Below are 15,672 nucleotides of genomic sequence, written 5' to 3'. Positions count from 1 at the left end.
CCGGCCGTACCCGGCCATCGTCCGGGTCCGGCTCGGGCATGATGGCCGGGTGCGGTTTCTCAGCGGTGCGACGCCCGGGCAGGACCTGACCTACAACGACGTCTTCCTGGCGCCGGTCCGCTCGGCCGTGGAGTCCCGGCTCGACGTCGACCTCTCCACCGGCGACGGGACGGGCACCACGATCCCGATCGTGGTGGCGAACATGACCGCGGTGGCGGGCCGCCGGATGGCCGAGACGGTGGCCCGGCGAGGCGGCCTCACCGTCCTGCCCCAGGACATCCCGATCGACGTGGTCACCGAGGTGATCTCCTGGGTCAAGCGGCGGCACCTGGTACACGACACCGCGATCACGCTCGGCCCGACCGACACCGTCGGCGACGCCATCCACCTGTTGCCGAAGCGGTCGCACGGCGCGGTGATCGTGGTCGACCCGGAGGGTCGGCCGCTCGGCGTGGTGACCGAGGCGGACACGGTCGGGGTGGACCGGTTCGCCCAGCTCCGCCACGTGATGTCCACCGAACTGCACACCGTGCCGGCCGAGGCCGATCCTCGGGCCGGCTTCGACCTGCTGACCCGGGGACGCCGTCGGCTGGCTCCGGTGGTGGACGTGGCGGGCCGACTGGTCGGCGTGCTGACCCGGCAGGGGGCGTTGCGGGCCACCCTCTACCGCCCGGCGCTGGACGACAAGGGCCGGCTGCGGATCGCCGCCGCGATCGGCATCAACGGTGACGTCGCCGGCCGGGCCGCCGCCCTCTTCGAGGCCGGGGTGGACACCCTGGTCGTGGACACCGCGCACGGCCACCAGGAACGCATGCTCCGGGCGCTGCGCGCCGTCCGCGCCCTCGACCCGCCGGTGCCGGTCGCCGCCGGCAACGTGGTGACCGCCGAGGGCGTACGCGACCTCGTCGAGGCGGGCGCGGACATCGTCAAGGTCGGCGTCGGGCCGGGCGCGATGTGCACCACCCGGATGATGACCGGGGTCGGCCGACCGCAGTTCTCCGCCGTACTCGACTGCGCGGCGGCGGCCCGGGGGCTCGGTCGGCACGTCTGGGCCGACGGCGGGGTACGGCATCCGCGCGACGTCGCGCTGGCGCTGGCCGCCGGAGCGGCCAACGTGATGATCGGCACCTGGTTCGCCGGCACCTACGAGTCCCCCGGGGACCTCTACGCCGACGCCGACGGCCGGCGGTACAAGGAGAGCTACGGGATGGCCTCGGCCCGTGCGGTCAGTGCCCGTACGGCCGAGGACAGCGCGTACGACCAGGCTCGCAAGGCGGTCTTCGAGGAGGGCATCTCCAGCGCCCGGATGTACCTCGACCCGTCCCGCCCCGGGGTGGAGGATCTGATCGACGAGATCGTCGCGGGGGTACGCAGCGCCTGCACGTACGCGGGCGCGGCGGATCTGGCGGCGTTCCACGACAACGCGCTGATCGGCGTGCAGAGCGCGGCGGGTTTCACCGAGGGCATGCCGATCCCGACGAGCTGGTGAACCGGGGCGGCCGACGGCCGATCGCCGAAACCGCCGTCCGGCCCAACCGGGTCACCGGCCGCCGCCTCGCCCGCTGGTTCAGCCGGGTCGCTGGCCGTCGCCCGGCTCGCCGAGGGTGAAGAGCAGCCGGAGCACCTCCCGGGACGCCGCCTCCGGGTCAGCTCCGACCTGGTCGACGGGGAGCGCGCCGCCGAGCCACAGGGTGGCGAAGCCGTGCACGATCGACCAGGCGGCCAGGCCGGCCCGGGCCGCGGCCGGCCCCTCCGGTGCCGCCGGCAGGGTGGTGACGCCGGCCTGGAGCGCTCGGGCCGCCCGCCACTTGGCGGCGACCAGTTCCGGATCGTCGGGGTGGAAGAGTTCCGGCCGGAACATCACCTCGAAGTGAGCGCGGTGGCCGACCGCGAACCGGACGTAGCCGACACCGAGTTCGAGCAGGCTGTCGGTCCGCTCGCGGACCCGGTCGAGGGTCTCGGCGAGCAGGCCGAAGCCCTCGGTCGCGAACGCGGTGAGCAGGCCGGCCTTGTCGCCGAAGTGGTGTGCGGGCGCCGCGTGCGAGACGCCTGCCCGGCGGGCCAGGTCGCGCAGGCTGAGCCCGGCGGGGCCTGACTCCCCGATCGCCTCGGCGGTCGCCGCCAGCAGCGCGCGGCGCAGGTCTCCGTGATGGTACGGCCGTCCGGCCGCCTTCGCCTCGGTCATGCCGACAGCATATCTTGCCATTGACAAGATATAGCGACGGAGGCAATCTTTACGGCGACAAGTTCGCCCCTCCTCGAAGGGACCACCGTGATGGCTCCGCTGATCGCCCTGCTCGTCGGCTCGCTCACCGCCCGGCTCGCCGGGTTCCTCGGGCTCGCCGCCCTGGACGGCTGGCAACCCGCCCTCCGGATCGGTCTGGCGCTGATGTTCCTGCTCACCGGGTACGCCCACTTCGCCGCGCCACGCCGGAACGGGCTGATCGCCATGGTGCCGCCCGCACTCCCCCGGCCCGCCCTGCTGGTCACGGTGACCGGCGTACTCGAGTTGGCCGGGGTGGTCGGTCTGCTGGTGCCGGCCACCGCCCGCTGGACCGCCGCCGGGCTCGCCCTGCTGATGCTCGCGATGTTCCCGGCCAACGTCTCCGCCGCGCGGCGCGGGCTGACCCTGGGCGGCCGGCCGGTGACGCCGCTCGGCATCCGGACCGCCATCCAGGTCGTCTTCCTCGCCGCCGCCCTGCTGGTACTCCTCCTGCCGGCCTGAGCCGACCGGCGGTACCCCCGCACCGCGCCGCCCGAGGTCGGGCCCGCGAGCATGGGTGTCACCCGGCCGGCCGGACCCGTCCATGATTCGTTGCGTGATCGGTGCGGCGGGGGCCGGACCGGAGTTGACCCTCTCCCAGGGGGAGGGTCGAGGCTGTCGGAGGTGTCGGTGACGGGGTTGATGCCGATCGGGGTGTTCGCGCGAGCGACCCGGTTGTCCGTACGGGCGCTGCGCAACTATGACCGGCTGGGTCTGCTCGTCCCCGCCTCGGTCGACCCGGACACCGGCTACCGCCGGTACAGCGTCGACCAGTTTCCCCGGGCGGGGCTGGTCCGGCGGCTGCGAGAACTGGAGGTGCCGTTGCCCGAGATCGCCGAGATCCTGGCGGCCGACACCCCGGAGCAGGCCCGCGCCGTTGTCGAGCGGCACCGGGTACGGGTGGCCGCGCGGGCGGCCCGGCTGGACGAGATCGCCGGGCGGTTGGGCGCCGTGCTGGCCGAGCCGGGCCGGGTGTCGGGCTGGCTGGGGGTGTACGAACGGTGGCGTGATGCCCGGCACACCGCCCGCACCCTGGTGCGTGCCCCGTTGGGCGGGTTGGCCGAGACGCTGGCGCCCGGGTTCGCGCGGCTGTTCACCGGCCTCGCCGCGCAGGGAATCGCCCCGGCGGGACCCGCCGGGAGCCGCTACCTCAGCGACGACCTCGACGCGACGGAACTGGAGGTGGAGTTGTTCGTGCCGGTGGCGCGCCCGCCCCGGCCGACCGCGACGATCACCGCCGGGGAACTGCCCGGTTGCCTGCTCACCGCGACCGTCCACGAGGGCGGCCACGACACCATAGAGACCGCCTACCGGTCACTGGGGCGCTGGATTGCCGAGCACGACCGGGTGCTGGCCGGCCCGGCCGAGGAGCACTACCTCGTCCCGCCCGCACCCGGCGTAGCCACGACCGCGCTCCGCACGGAGGTCACCTGGCCGGTCCGGCCCCCGTCGGGCTCCTGAGCGGAAGACCACGGGACCACCAGGGCGAGCGCGGGAGACCGGGAAACCAGGAGACTGAATGATCATCGATGACGTCGGGTTCCCCGCCGGTCGGCACTGCGAGACGACCATGCTCGGCGCCCTGCTGCGCCACGAGGGCGTCGCGCTCTCCGAGCCCATGCTCTTCGGCCTCGGCGCGGGTCTGGGCTTCGTCTACTGGGATGTCAGGACCATGGACTTTCCGTTCCTCGGCGGCCGCACCAAACCGACCACGATCACCCGAGCCGTGGCCGACCGGCTGGGCCTGACACTGCACATCCAGGAGACCGCCTCAGCCGGTAGAGCCTGGCGGAACGTCACCGCCGCCCTCACCGCCGGACGCCCGGTCGGCCTGCAACTGGACTCCTACCACCTGGACTACTTCACCACGAAGGTCCACTTCGGGGCCCACTTCGTCGCGATGTACGGCTACGACGACACCCACGCCTACCTGATCGACACCGCCGAGCAGGGCGGCGCCGTGACGACCACGCTGGCCAGCCTGGCCCGGGCCCGCGGCGAACGCGGACCGATGACCGCCCGCAACCGCTCCTTCACCGTCACCGGTCCCACCGACCGGCCCGATCTGGGCAGGGCGATCCGGGCGTCCATCCGCGACAACGCCCACACCTTCCTCAACCCGCCCATCACCAACCTCGGTCACCGCGGCATCAACAAGGCGGCCCGGCAGGTCGCGCGGTGGCTCGACCGGTCGAGCGACCCGTCCCGCGACCTTCCGCTCGCCGCCTCGCTGATGGAACGCGGCGGGACCGGCGGCGCCCTGTTCCGGGCCATGTACCGCGACTTCCTCGCCGAGAGCGCCACGATCGTCGACGACGACAACGTCCGCCTCGGTCACCAGCTGTACGCCGAGATCGCCCCGTTGTGGACCGAGGTCTCCCGGCACATCGCGGCCGCCGGGGAAACCGGCGACCAGGACCAGCTGAACCGGGCCTCGGCGATCCTCACCGACCTGGCGGACCGGGAGCGCCACGCCATGCGGATCCTGGCCGGTGTGCGCGGCGACTGACCACCCGACACAGACGTCCAGCACCGCCGGACTGAGCCGGGTCGAGGTCGTCGGCCCGCCGGTCACCGCGCTCGACGCCCCGGGCAACGCTCAGCGCAGCAGTTCCGCCGAACGGTTCCGTACGACGGCGGAGACCAGCGAGACCGCGGCGTCCACGGCCATCGGCGGCAGTTCCCGTCCGTCGCGCAGCCGCAACGACAGTTGTCCGGCCGCCGCCTCCCGCGCCCCGACCACGGCCGCGTACGGCACCCGGCGGGCGATCGCGGCCCGGACCCGGGCGCCGAGCGAACCGTCCGACACCAACTCGACGCGCAGTCCCGCCGCCAGGTACGCCCGACGGACCGCCTCGGCCGCCTCGACCTGTGCGGGACCGACCGGGAGAACCTGGACCTGCATCGGCGCGTACCAGGCCGGAAAGGCGCCGTCGTGCACCTCGGTCAGGTACGCGAAGAGCCGTTCCAGGCTGCCCACCAGACTCCGGTGCACCAGCACCGGTCGGGCCCGCCGGCCGTGCCGGTCGGTGTAGGACAGGTCGAACCGGGCCGGTTTGTCGAAGTCGAGTTGGATGGTGGCGAGGGTCTGCTCCCGACCCGCCCCGTCCCGGATCTGAATGTCGATCTTCGGCCCGTAGAACGCCGCCTCCCCGGCCGCCTCGACGTACGGCAGCCCGGACAGCGCGTCCCGGAGCAGGTTCTCGGCCCGGTGCCACATCCCGTCGTCACCGACGTACTTCTCGCCCGGTCCGCGCAGCGAGAGGCGGAACCCGGCCGGTCGTACCCCGAGTGCCGCGTGGGCCACCCGGATCAGGTCGAGGATCTCGGCGACCTCGGCACCGACCTGCTCCTCGGCGCAGAAGTTGTGCGCGTCGTTGAGGGAGATCGCCCGGACCCGGCTCAACCCGCCGAGCACCCCGGACCGCTCCGGCCGGTACATCGCGCCCAGTTCGGCGACCCGCAGCGGCAGTTCCCGGTAGGACCGCCCCCGGGACCGGAAGACCAGGCAGTGGTGCGGGCAGAGCGCCGGTCGGAGCAGGAACTCGTCGTCGTCGCTGAGCCGCAGCGGCGGGAACATGTCGTCTTCGAAGTAGCCGAGATGCCCGGAGAGCTGGAACAGCTCGCGCCTGCCCAGCGGCGGCGAGTAGACGTGCTGGTAGCCGGCCCTCCGCTCCAGTTCGCGCAGGTACTCCTCGATGCTGTGCCGGGCGGCGGCGCCGGCCGGCAGCCAGATCGGCAGGCCGGCGCCGGAGAGCGGATCGGCGTGGAACAGCTCAAGCTCGCGGCCGAGCTTGCGGTGGTCGACCATGACAGTCTCCTGGTTCGGGTACGGCCCGCGCCCCGCCTGAAGGGGGAGGACGGCACGGGACGACACCCGCCCGGGACACGACGAGGCCCCGGAGCGGATCGCCCCGGGGCCTGTCGACGGAATGGTGCGTCAGCGCGGCACGCCGGGGTGTCCCGGCGTCGTCGTCATCTGCCCGCTGCGCATGCCCGTCACGCTACGACCGCACCCGCTGTCGGCGCAGCCGAATTTCGCCCACGGGTGGGCACCGGAGCGGCGCCGGTCAACGGCGCAGTCGCCGTACCCGGTCCTTGACGGTCAGCCAGAGGCTGCCGAGCAGCAGCATCGACAGCAGCACCGCGACCATCGCCAGCACCGACGCGACCAGCAGCACCAGCGGCCGGGGCGGCAGGTCGGCGCGGGCCGGGAGCTTGCGGGCGCCCCGGTCGCCGATGGTCACCGTCGACCCGATCTCGGAGACGTCGAAGAAGCCCCGCTTGTGCGGCCTGATCCGGTCGACATCGCCGTCGCTCCAGACGACGTCGGCCTCGCAGACGTACCAGTAGCCGAAGCCCTCGCCGATCGGACCGCGACGTTCACAGGACCGCACCGTCGCCTGCCCGGTCCGGCGGTCCTCGTCGAAGCCCGGCCCGGTGAACTGGGCCACCGTCATCGCCGACTCGGCGGTGAGGAAGACGACCACCAGCAGCACCAGCACCCCGCCGGTGTCGGTCAGCCAGCGGCGCAGTCTCGGCATCGCGGCCCGCCTGGCCGCCAGCTCACGGGTCCGCTCGGCCCGTTCCTCGTCGGCGCGGTCCAGATCCGCCAACTGCTCGTCGATCTCCGCGCGGCGTCGCGCGAGCCGCTCGCGGAACTCCTCGTCGGAACCCATCGCCGCTCCACCGGGTGTGCTGCTCAGCAGGGAGGTACCGCGTGGTGGGCCGCCGGCGCGGGACCCGCCGGCGGCCCGATGGCCAACCGCTTCGCCACCAGGAACGGGGGACCCGGGGACCACGGCTCGCGCGCCGACCACGGTACGCCGACAGCGCCGCAGCCGCCGCCCCGAGGAGATCTGTACCCGGATCCGGACCCGGCGGGGCTACTCCAGCCCGTGCAGCATCAGCTGGCGGGCCGCCTCGGTGATCGAGCCGGACAGCGAGGGATAGATGGTGAAGGTGAGGGCCAACTGGTCGACCGTGAGGTTGTTCTCCACCGCCATGGTGATCGGCAGGATCAGCTCACTGGCGTGCGGCGACACCACCACGCCGCCGACGACCTGGCCGCTGGCCGGCCGGCAGAACAGCTTCACGAAACCGTCCTGCAGGTCGGCCATCTTGGCCCGGGCGTTGCCGGCCAGCGGCAGCATCACCTGGCGGGCCGGGACCCGCCCGGAGTCGACCTCGTCCTGGGACACCCCGACGGTGGCCAGTTGCGGATCGGTGAAGACGTTGGCGGAGACGGTACGCAGCCGCAGCGGCGAGACCGCCTCGCCGAGCGCGTGCCACATCGCGATCCGGCCCTGCATGGCGGCCACGCTGGCCAGCGGCAGCACGCCGGTGCAGTCACCGGCGGCGTAGATGCCGGGGACGTTGGTACGGGAGACCCGGTCGACGGTGACGTAACCGCCGGGGGCGACCGTCACGCCGTACTCGGGCAGGCCGAGGTCGGCGGTGTTCGGCACCGAGCCGACCGCCATCAGCGCGTGCGATCCGGAGACCGTCCGCCCGTCGGCGAGTTCGACCTCCACCCCGTCGCCGACCCGCCGGACCGCGTTGGCCCGCGAGTTGTTCAGGATCGTCATGCCCCGGGACCGGAACACCTGCTCGATCGCGGACGCCGCGTCGGCGTCCTCGTGCGGCATCACCCGGTCGCGGCTGGAGACGAGGGTCACCTCGACCCCCATCGCCAGGTAGGCGCTGGCGAACTCGGCACCGGTGACCCCGGAACCGATGACGATCAGTCGTTCCGGCAGCTCCGGCAGGTTGTACACCTGGCGCCAGTCGAGGATCCGCTCGCCGTCCGGTACGGCGGTCGGCAGCACCCGGGGAGTCGCCCCGGTCGCGATCAGGACCGTCGAGGCGTCCATCGAGTATGTCTCGGCACCGTCGGCGGGCGTCACCAGCACCCGGTGGGTGTGACCGAGGGTGTCCTCGCCCAGCTTGGCCCGCCCGGAGACGAAGGTCACCCCTGCCTTGACCAGCTTGGCCTGGATGTCCGCCGACTGGGCGAGCGCGAGCCGCTTGACCCGGCCGTGCACCGTCGTGGCGTCGACCGTGATCGCCTCCAGGCCGTCCGAGTGGACCCCGAACTCCTCCGTGTCGCGGTAGCCGGTCACCACCTCGGAGCTGGCGATGAAGGTCTTGGAGGGGACGCAGTCGTGCAGGACGCAGGCGCCACCGGCCCCGTCCGTCTCGACCACCGTCACGTCGGCGTCGAGCTGCGCGGCGACCAGTGCTGCCTCGTAGCCAGCCGGCCCCCCGCCGATGATCACGATCCGGCTCACCGCGGTCGCCCTCCGTCGCTGCTCACAGTGACAATCTTGCCCACAACCCGACCGACACGCACGGTCGTGTTCTCCCCCGCCCCTCCACCAGGCTATCGTCATCGCCGTGCGTCATTACGCCGCGTACGGCTCGAACCTCGACCCGGCCCGGATGCGGGCCTACTGTCCGCACTCACCGATGGTGGGTACCGGCTGGCTCGAAGGCTGGCGCCTCACCTTCGCCGGTGACGGCGTGCTCGGCTGGGAGGGCGCCGTCACCACCATCGTCGAGTCACCCGGCGACCGGGTCTTCGTCGCGCTCTACGACGTGCACGCCTGGGACGCCGCCCAACTCGACGAGGTCGAGGGGGTGGTCTCCGGCACGTACCGCAAACTGCACGTCCGGGTGGTCACCCTGGACGGCGAGGTGACCGCCTGGGTGTACGTCTTCGCCGGCTACGAGGGCGGGCTGCCGACCGCCTGGTACCTGTCGGAGATCGCCAACGCGGCGGAGAAGGCCGGCGCCCCGGACGACTACGTCGCCGAGCTGCGCGCCCGCCCCACCGGCACCGCCTCCGCCTGACGCCCGCCCGGCCGGTGACGGGTGGGGCCGGATGCCCCGCTCCGGGCGGCCAGGCTTGATCCCGATGCTGGTCACCCGGCCCCACCGGACAACACCGACCGCACGGTCACCCGGTCGCCCGGCTCACGGTGCCGGCGGCGGGCACGGGATCTCCACCGTCAGCCGGGTCGGCCCGCCGGGTGGGCTGTCCAGCGTCAGTGCGCCGTCGAAGGCGCCGAGCCGCCGGCGTACCCCGGCGAGTCCGGTGCCCCGGTCCGGGTCGGCGCCGCCCCGACCGTCGTCGGTGACGACGATCCGCAGCGCCGTACCGGTGTGTCCGACGGTGATCTCGACCTGACCCGCGCCGGCGTGCCGGACCGCGTTGGCCAGTGCCTCCAGGGTGCTGAAGTACGCCGCCGACTCCACCGGCGGGTCGAGCCGCCCCGGCAGGTCGCCGGTGACCCGTACCGGCACCGGGCTGTCCAGCGCCACGGCGCGGACCGCGTCCGGCAACCCGCGCTCGGCCAGTACCGGCGGGTGGATGCCGCGTACCAGGTCACGTAGCTCGGTCAGGGCGGCGGCCGAGGCGTCCCGGGCCTGGGACACCAGCGCCCGCGCGGCGGCCGGGTCCTCCTCGATCAGCCGTTCGACGTCGGCCAGGTTCAGCCCGACCGCGATCAGCCGGGCCTGCGCCCCGTCGTGCAGGTCCCGCTCGATCCGGCGCAGTTCGGCCGCCTGGGTGTCGACGGCGTCGGCCCGGGTCTCGGTGAGCCGGTGTACCCGCTGGGCCAGCGACGCCGACCTGGTGGGGGCGAGCAGCAACCGGTCGTACCGGGCCCGGACCCGGAGCAGCACCGGCCCGAGCAGCATCCCGACGGCCGCGCTGGCGAGGCCCAACAGCGGAGACGCCCAACCCGGCAGCCAGCCGAGCGCCGGCGCCAGGTGGGTGACGCCGTACCAGAGGTACCAGGGGGTGACCCACTCCCCGGTGGCCAACCCGATCGGCACCGCCCACGGCGCCCACCACAGCGGCTGCGCGACCAGGCCGAACAGGCCCAGCCCGAGCAGGGCGGCCGGAATCAGCCCGAGCACCCCGACCAGCGGGTTGGTGGCCATCCACAGCAGGTCCCGCCAGGTCGCCGGGTCGGTGAACAGCCAGTCGTACCCCTGGGCCCGGACCGCCGCCGCCCGGTCGGGGTGCAGGGTACGGCCGACCCGGTACCGACCGTCGGAGTCTGGCGGCGGCGGCTCCGGATACGGCCGGTACGGCTCCGGAACGACCACCCCGGCCCACGTCCAGAGGTACCTGCGATGGCGGCCCACCAGCGACCGGGTCAGCTTCGACACCTGCGGCGACAGCGCGGTCCAGGCGACCGGCAGGGTCACCAGTTCGAGCAGGAAGCCGCCGAACGCCGCGAAGCCCAGTCCACTGAGCCCGGCGCCGTACCAGGCGTCGTCGTACCGCTTCCGGGTCCACCGGACCAGTCCCGACCGGTGCCACCACGTTTCGCCGGGCGGCCCGAGCATCAGCCGGGTCCACCGGGCGTGCAGCCGCAACGCCACCGGCCCGAGCCCGAAACCGAGCCCGGCCAGCGCCAGTCCGGTCGGTACCGCCAGGGCCGGCGGCACCGCCCCGACGACCGGAGCCGCGCCCCCGGTCAGGGCGAGCGTGCCGAGCCAGGCTCCGGCGGTGGCCAGCAGCGGCGGAACCAGCACCGCCAGCCCGCCTACGAACGGGGTGAGGTGCAACCACAGCCAGTGGCGGAGGGCGGCCGGATTCTCCGAGCGCCAGCTCAGTTCGAGGAGGTACGCCGGCATCCGGGGTGACCGGTACAGCTCGTTGGCGTAGACGTACCAGCCGTCGGCCCGACGCTCGGGTGCCGGCGGCCCGGGACGTGGTTCGGCCTCCACCGGAATTCCGCCCCACCGCCCGGCCAACCGCCGGCCCAGGTCCGTCAGCCAGTCGGCGGCCCGGGCCGTGTGCAGGAACGGCACGACGACGGTGGCCGCGACGACCAGCAGGACGGACATCGCCAGGCCGAGCAGGCCCAGCCCGAGCTGGGCCAGGCTCCGGACGAAGGCGACAGCGCGCCGGCGCATCATGCGTACAGTCTGGTCGGCGGCTGCCCGGGGTGGACTGCTGGTACGCGCCCGGTCGGGGTGTAGTTACCCCCACCCCGGCCGGGTACGTGGACGCATTCCGAGCACCGGCCCCGATTTCTAGCGTTCTTCCCATGACAGTCATCGAGGTCAGCAACCTGCAGAAGCGGTACGGCGCCCAGGTCGCCGTCCGGGACGTCTCCTTCGAGGTACGCGCCGGGGAGATCTTCGGGATCGTCGGCCCGAACGGTTCCGGCAAGACCACCACGGTCGAGTGCCTGACCGGGCTGCGCCGGGCCGACGGCGGGACGGTCCGGGTGCTCGGCCTGGACCCCGACTCGGCCCGTGCCGAGTTGCGCCGCCAGGTCGGCGTACAACTCCAGGAGAGCCAACTGCCGGACCGGTTGAAGGTCTGGGAGGCGCTCGACCTGTACAGCTCGTTCTATCCGGAGCCGGTGGACTGGCGGGCGCTGCTGGACGACATGGGACTCGCCACGAAGCGGAACACCGTGTTCGCCAAGCTCTCCGGCGGGCAGAAGCAGCGGCTGTCGATCGCGCTCGCCCTGGTGGGCAATCCCCGGATCGCCGTACTCGACGAGTTGACCACCGGGCTGGACCCACAGGCCCGCCGGGACACCTGGCAGCTCATCCGGGACGTACGCGACCGAGGCGTGACGGTCGTGCTGGTCACCCACTTCATGGACGAGGCCGAGCGGCTCTGCGACCGGCTCGCCGTCATCCGGGCCGGTGAGGTCGTCGCGATCGACACCCCGGCGAACCTGGTCGCCCGGGCCGAGATACCCGGAGTCGCGCAGCCGACCCTGGAGGACGCCGTCCTCGCCCTGACCCACCCGGCGAACTCCGCCACCAGGAACTGACCCACCGTCCGGCCGGCCTCGCCCGGAACCGGTCCGCCGCCGCCCGCCCGCACTCCACCGGACCGCGCTCACCCGAACCCGAAGGATCGAGGAGATCCCATGAACGCCACCGCTTCCCGTACCACCGACCGGTCCGGTGCCCCCATCGCGCCGACGCCGCGCCGGATCGCCGTCCGGAGCACCACGAAACTGATCGTCGCCGAGGCGAAACTCTTCGTCCGGGAGCCCCTCGGGGCGTTCTTCGGCATCGCCTTCCCGGCCATCCTGCTCCTGGTGCTCGGCAGCGCCATGCCGGGGTTCGACGAACCGAGCGCCGACATCGGCGGCCGCCGGCCGGTCGAGGCCTACGTACCGGTCGTGCTGGCCCTGGCGATCGGCACCGTGGCCCTGGTCAACCTGCTGAACACCCTGGCCACGAACCGGGAGCGGGGGATCCTGCGAAGGCTCTCCACCACACCCGTCCCGCCGGTCCGGCTGCTGGTGGCCCAACTCGTCGTCAACGTGGTCGCACTGGTCGTCGGCGCGGCGCTGGCCGTGCTCGGTGCCTGGGCCGGCTTCGGGATCGACCTGAGCCCGAACCTTGCCGGACTGCTGCTCGCCTTCGTGCTCGGCTCGGCCTCGATGGTGACGCTGGCGGTACTCGTCGCCGCCTTCACCCCGACCAATCGGGCCGCAGTGGCGGTCGGCAGCCTGATCTACTACCCGCTGCTCTTCGCCGCCGGGGTCTGGACGCCCGGCCCGCTGATGCCCGAGGGCGTACGCCGGGTCGCCGACTTCACCCCGCTCGGCGCGGCCTCCCAGGCCCTCCAGGACGCCTGGGCCGGCGACTGGCCGCAGCCGCTGCACCTGGCCGTGCTGACCGGGTTCACCGTCGGCTTCGGGGCGCTGGCGACGAGGCTGTTCCGCTGGACCTGAGCCCTGGGCGGAGCCCCTTCCTGTCCCTGAGCGGTCAGGGAGGGGCTCCGCGACGTCGCTCAGTCCGGTTTGGACGGAGACCTCCGCACCGAGGTCAGCGCGCCGCCGAGCAGGCCGACCAGTTCCACCCGTTCCTCGGCGCCGAGCAGGCCGAAGGCGGGCGAGACGATCCGGTCGGTCACCGACTCCACCCACAGTCGCCGTCGTACCAGCGGGCCAACCGGCGGGTACGGCGGCGACCAGCCGTACGCGACCGCGCCCGACTCGCCCTCCGGACCGGCCAGGATGATCTCCATCGGGGTCATTCCGGCCGCCCGGACCGCCATCAGGCTCGCCCCGGAGTAGTACTCGTAGAGCAGGTGCAGCAGCACCGCGGCGCGGGCGGCGGGTGCGGCGTCGGCCGGCACCGGCAGGCCCCGCCACGCGGCGAAGAGCGGCATCCCGGCCGCGTCCGCCGCCGCCACCACCGGCGTCAGGAGTTCGACCAGCCGTCCCGTCTGGGGCAGCCCGGCGAGGTAGTCGATTCCCCAGCGGCAGCACTCGGCCCGGCTGACCTCGGCCACCTCGCTCGGCTTCGCCACCTCGGCGGCGGTGTCCCAGCCGTCGGCGACGGCGTCGGGGGCGACGATCCCGATGGCGGCGGCGACGGTCTCGGCCCGTACGTCGCCGAGCACCGCACCTCGCCCGGTCACGAAGAACGCCCAGCCGGAGATGCCCATCTGGCGCGCCTGGCGCAGGGTACGCGGGCACTCGATGAACGCGCTGCCCAACTTCAGCACGCTCGGCCTGGCCGCCGTGGCGGCCTGCTCGGGGGTCAACGACACCGCCTTCCGGGTCCGGGTCGCGGACGTACTGCCCGCGTCACCCGCTTGAGTGTGCCTCGCGTACCGGCTTTCCGGGAGCCCTGCCCGGTTTTCCGGAAGACCTGTCCTCCGCCGCCAGTGCCTCGACGGCGGCCTGGACCTCGCCGACCCGCCGTCGGGCGGCGACCGCGCCCCGCTCGGCGGCCTTCCGGGCCACTCTGGCCTGGCCGACCGCCCGCTCGGCGGCGACCCGCCGCCGTTGCAGGTCGGCCAGGGCCTTCTCCAGCTCGGCCAGGGTCGCGGCGCCGTCCCGCTCGACCTCGACGACGCGGGCCAGCTCCGCCTCCGCCCGTTCCTGTCGGGCACGCGCGTCCGCCAGTGCCCGGTCGAGGGCCCGGCGTCGGCTGGTCCGCGCCTCCGCCCGCGCGGCCTCCGCCTCGGCCTCAGCCGTCTCCGCTGCCTTTGCCTTCGCCTCTGCCGCCTCCGCCGACTTCGCCTCCGCCGACTTCGCCTCCGCCGACTTCGCCTCAGCCGCCGTCGACCGGGCGTCCCGCCGGCGACGCGCGGTCTCCGGTCGCGCCTCCGGTGCCGGACCGGCCGTCGGCGCCCCGGCACCTTCCGCGCCGGCCCCGGGCGGCTCGGCCTCCTCCGGGCCGCCCACGATCAGCCGCAACTGCGGCCGGGGCACCTCGCCGAAGCCGGCGTAGCTGGCCGCTCGGACCAGCCGGCCGGACCTGACCTGCTCGGCGACATCCGCGTCGGCGAGTGCGGCGTTCAGTGTCGTCTCCACCTCGGCCAGGGGAAGTTTGCCGGCGGCGAGCCGGGGATCCGCCTCCACGGCCAACGTCCGCGCCTCGCCGACCAGTGCGGAGACCACCCGGCGCCGCTGTGCGGAGAGTTCCCGCAGTTGTGGCCCGCGCAGTTCCCGTTGCGCGGCGTGCAACCCGGCCGACAACTCGACCAGTTCCGCCACCAACTCCCGCCGGTGTGCCACGAGCAGGTTGACCAGCCAGGCGGCGACGGTCGGCTTACGGAGTTTCGCGATCTCCCGGGCGGCGGCGACGTCCCCGGCGGCCCGGGCCGTGGCGACGGCTTCGGCCCGGGCGGCGACAAAGCCGTCCGGTGGCACCGTGTAGAGCCGGTCGACGAGTTCCCGGGACATCTCCGCCATTGTGCCGGCGCGCTCAGGCCACGGCGGTTCCGGGCTCCAGGCGGGCGTACTCGCAGTTCGCCAGCCGGCGCAGGTTCGCGTCGTAGAGCGTCAGACCTGCATCCCCGAGCAGCCCGTCGTGCAGGGCGTACGCCCGGCGCGGGGCGACCGCCCGGACGAAGTCGACCGAGTCGGAGAGTTTGAGCCAGGGACCGGAGATCGGCACGAACAGCGTCTCCACGTGCGCGCCCTCCGGTACGTCGAACGAGTCGCCCGGGTGGTACACGGAGTCGTTGACCAGGAATCCGAGGTTCACCACCCGGGGAATCTCCGGGTGGATCTCCGCGTGCCAGCCCCCGTACGCGCGTACCCGGAATCCGGCCGCCTCGAACGAGTCCCCGGACTGGACCGTGTTCACCACCCCGTTCAGCGCGTCCAGTCTGGTGGCCACCTCCGGGTGGGTGTGGACGGTCACCGACGGGCGCTTGCCGAGCGCGTCGGCGAGCGCGTCGACGTCGAGGTGGTCGACGTGCTCGTGGGTGATCAGCACGGCGTCCACCCCGTCCAGGGCGGCCCGCTCGGTGAGCGTGCCCGGATCGATGACCAGCACCGCCCCGTTGTCCTCCACCCGTACGCAGGCGTGGCCGTACTTGGTCACTCGCATCGAGACTCCCCAGTCGCCGAATCGTGATGTCCCTTGGGCAGTCTGCCGGAACCGGGACTGGTTCGCGG

Annotated in this window: 14 protein-coding genes and 1 pseudogene; 7 read left to right on the top strand and 8 right to left on the bottom strand. The window is 73.4% G+C overall.

Features of this window, described 5'->3' with window-relative positions; all coding sequences use genetic code 11:
• Positions 1–49: 49 nt before the first annotated feature.
• Positions 50–1,489: a GuaB1 family IMP dehydrogenase-related protein gene (locus tag V1633_RS14095; RefSeq protein WP_331214731.1), complete on the top strand. Its 1,440-nt coding sequence runs from the start codon at positions 50–52 to the stop codon at positions 1,487–1,489.
• A 78-nt stretch (positions 1,490–1,567) separates the two neighbouring features.
• On the opposite strand, the gene V1633_RS14090 is transcribed toward V1633_RS14095, so the two are convergent.
• A complete protein-coding gene (locus V1633_RS14090) occupies positions 1,568–2,185 on the bottom strand; it encodes a TetR/AcrR family transcriptional regulator (RefSeq protein ID WP_331214730.1) in 618 nt (205 codons plus the stop codon).
• Positions 2,186–2,275: 90 nt separating this feature from the next.
• Here V1633_RS14090 and V1633_RS14085 point away from each other — a divergent pair, with 90 nt between their 5' ends.
• From V1633_RS14085 to V1633_RS14075, 3 genes are all read left to right on the top strand, one after another.
• Positions 2,276–2,725, top strand: coding sequence for a DoxX family protein (locus V1633_RS14085; protein ID WP_331214729.1), 450 nt, complete (start codon positions 2,276–2,278; stop codon positions 2,723–2,725).
• Between the two features lie 168 nt (positions 2,726–2,893).
• Positions 2,894–3,724, top strand: coding sequence for a MerR family transcriptional regulator (locus V1633_RS14080; RefSeq protein ID WP_331214728.1), 831 nt, complete (start codon positions 2,894–2,896; stop codon positions 3,722–3,724).
• A 58-nt stretch (positions 3,725–3,782) separates the two neighbouring features.
• Complete coding sequence (locus tag V1633_RS14075) at positions 3,783–4,772, top strand: BtrH N-terminal domain-containing protein (RefSeq protein ID WP_331214727.1); 990 nt, start codon at positions 3,783–3,785, stop codon at positions 4,770–4,772.
• Between the two features lie 90 nt (positions 4,773–4,862).
• Here the strand turns inward: V1633_RS14075 and thrS are convergent, their stop codons facing one another.
• The 3 genes from thrS to V1633_RS14060 form a co-directional block, all read right to left on the bottom strand.
• On the bottom strand, positions 4,863–6,140 hold the full coding sequence (gene thrS / locus V1633_RS14070) for a threonine--tRNA ligase (RefSeq protein WP_407952011.1): 1,278 nt from the start codon (positions 6,138–6,140) through the stop codon (positions 4,863–4,865).
• Positions 6,141–6,333: 193 nt separating this feature from the next.
• A complete protein-coding gene (locus tag V1633_RS14065) occupies positions 6,334–6,942 on the bottom strand; it encodes a DUF6346 domain-containing protein (protein ID WP_331214726.1) in 609 nt (202 codons plus the stop codon).
• 207 nt (positions 6,943–7,149) lie between these two features.
• Positions 7,150–8,553, bottom strand: a complete 1,404-nt coding sequence (locus V1633_RS14060) for an NAD(P)H-quinone dehydrogenase (RefSeq protein ID WP_331214725.1) — start codon at positions 8,551–8,553, stop codon at positions 7,150–7,152.
• Between the two features lie 106 nt (positions 8,554–8,659).
• Here V1633_RS14060 and V1633_RS14055 point away from each other — a divergent pair, with 106 nt between their 5' ends.
• The gene (locus V1633_RS14055) at positions 8,660–9,115 is read left to right on the top strand and encodes a gamma-glutamylcyclotransferase (RefSeq protein WP_331214724.1); all 456 of its coding nucleotides are present in this window, start codon (positions 8,660–8,662) and stop codon (positions 9,113–9,115) included.
• 123 nt (positions 9,116–9,238) lie between these two features.
• Here the strand turns inward: V1633_RS14055 and V1633_RS14050 are convergent, their stop codons facing one another.
• Positions 9,239–11,197, bottom strand: a complete 1,959-nt coding sequence (locus tag V1633_RS14050) for a sensor histidine kinase (protein WP_331214723.1) — start codon at positions 11,195–11,197, stop codon at positions 9,239–9,241.
• Positions 11,198–11,328: 131 nt separating this feature from the next.
• Between V1633_RS14050 and V1633_RS14045 the strand changes: the two are divergent.
• Positions 11,329–11,985, top strand: a pseudogene (locus tag V1633_RS14045) (ABC transporter ATP-binding protein); the annotation flags it as partial.
• A gap of 186 nt (positions 11,986–12,171) precedes the next feature.
• Positions 12,172–12,987 carry an ABC transporter permease gene (locus V1633_RS14040; RefSeq protein ID WP_331214721.1) on the top strand — a complete coding sequence of 272 codons (816 nt, stop codon included), beginning with the start codon at positions 12,172–12,174 and terminating at the stop codon, positions 12,985–12,987.
• Positions 12,988–13,046: 59 nt separating this feature from the next.
• On the opposite strand, the gene V1633_RS14035 is transcribed toward V1633_RS14040, so the two are convergent.
• The 3 genes from V1633_RS14035 to V1633_RS14025 all read right to left on the bottom strand — a co-directional run bounded on the left by V1633_RS14035 (position 13,047) and on the right by V1633_RS14025 (position 15,604).
• Complete coding sequence (locus V1633_RS14035; RefSeq protein WP_331214720.1) at positions 13,047–13,757, bottom strand: SCO6745 family protein; 711 nt, start codon at positions 13,755–13,757, stop codon at positions 13,047–13,049.
• Positions 13,758–13,848: 91 nt separating this feature from the next.
• Positions 13,849–14,961: a hypothetical protein gene (locus V1633_RS14030; protein WP_331214719.1), complete on the bottom strand. Its 1,113-nt coding sequence runs from the start codon at positions 14,959–14,961 to the stop codon at positions 13,849–13,851.
• Between the two features lie 13 nt (positions 14,962–14,974).
• Entirely contained in the window at positions 14,975–15,604 is a 630-nt protein-coding gene (locus tag V1633_RS14025) for an MBL fold metallo-hydrolase (protein WP_331214718.1), read from the bottom strand.
• Positions 15,605–15,672 lie beyond the last annotated feature (68 nt).

The organism is Plantactinospora sonchi (genome assembly GCF_036422035.1).
In the GTDB taxonomy this organism is placed as follows: domain Bacteria; phylum Actinomycetota; class Actinomycetes; order Mycobacteriales; family Micromonosporaceae; genus Plantactinospora; species Plantactinospora sonchi.
Note: the sequence above shows the minus strand (reverse complement) of the source record. Positions and strands in the feature narration are given on the sequence as shown.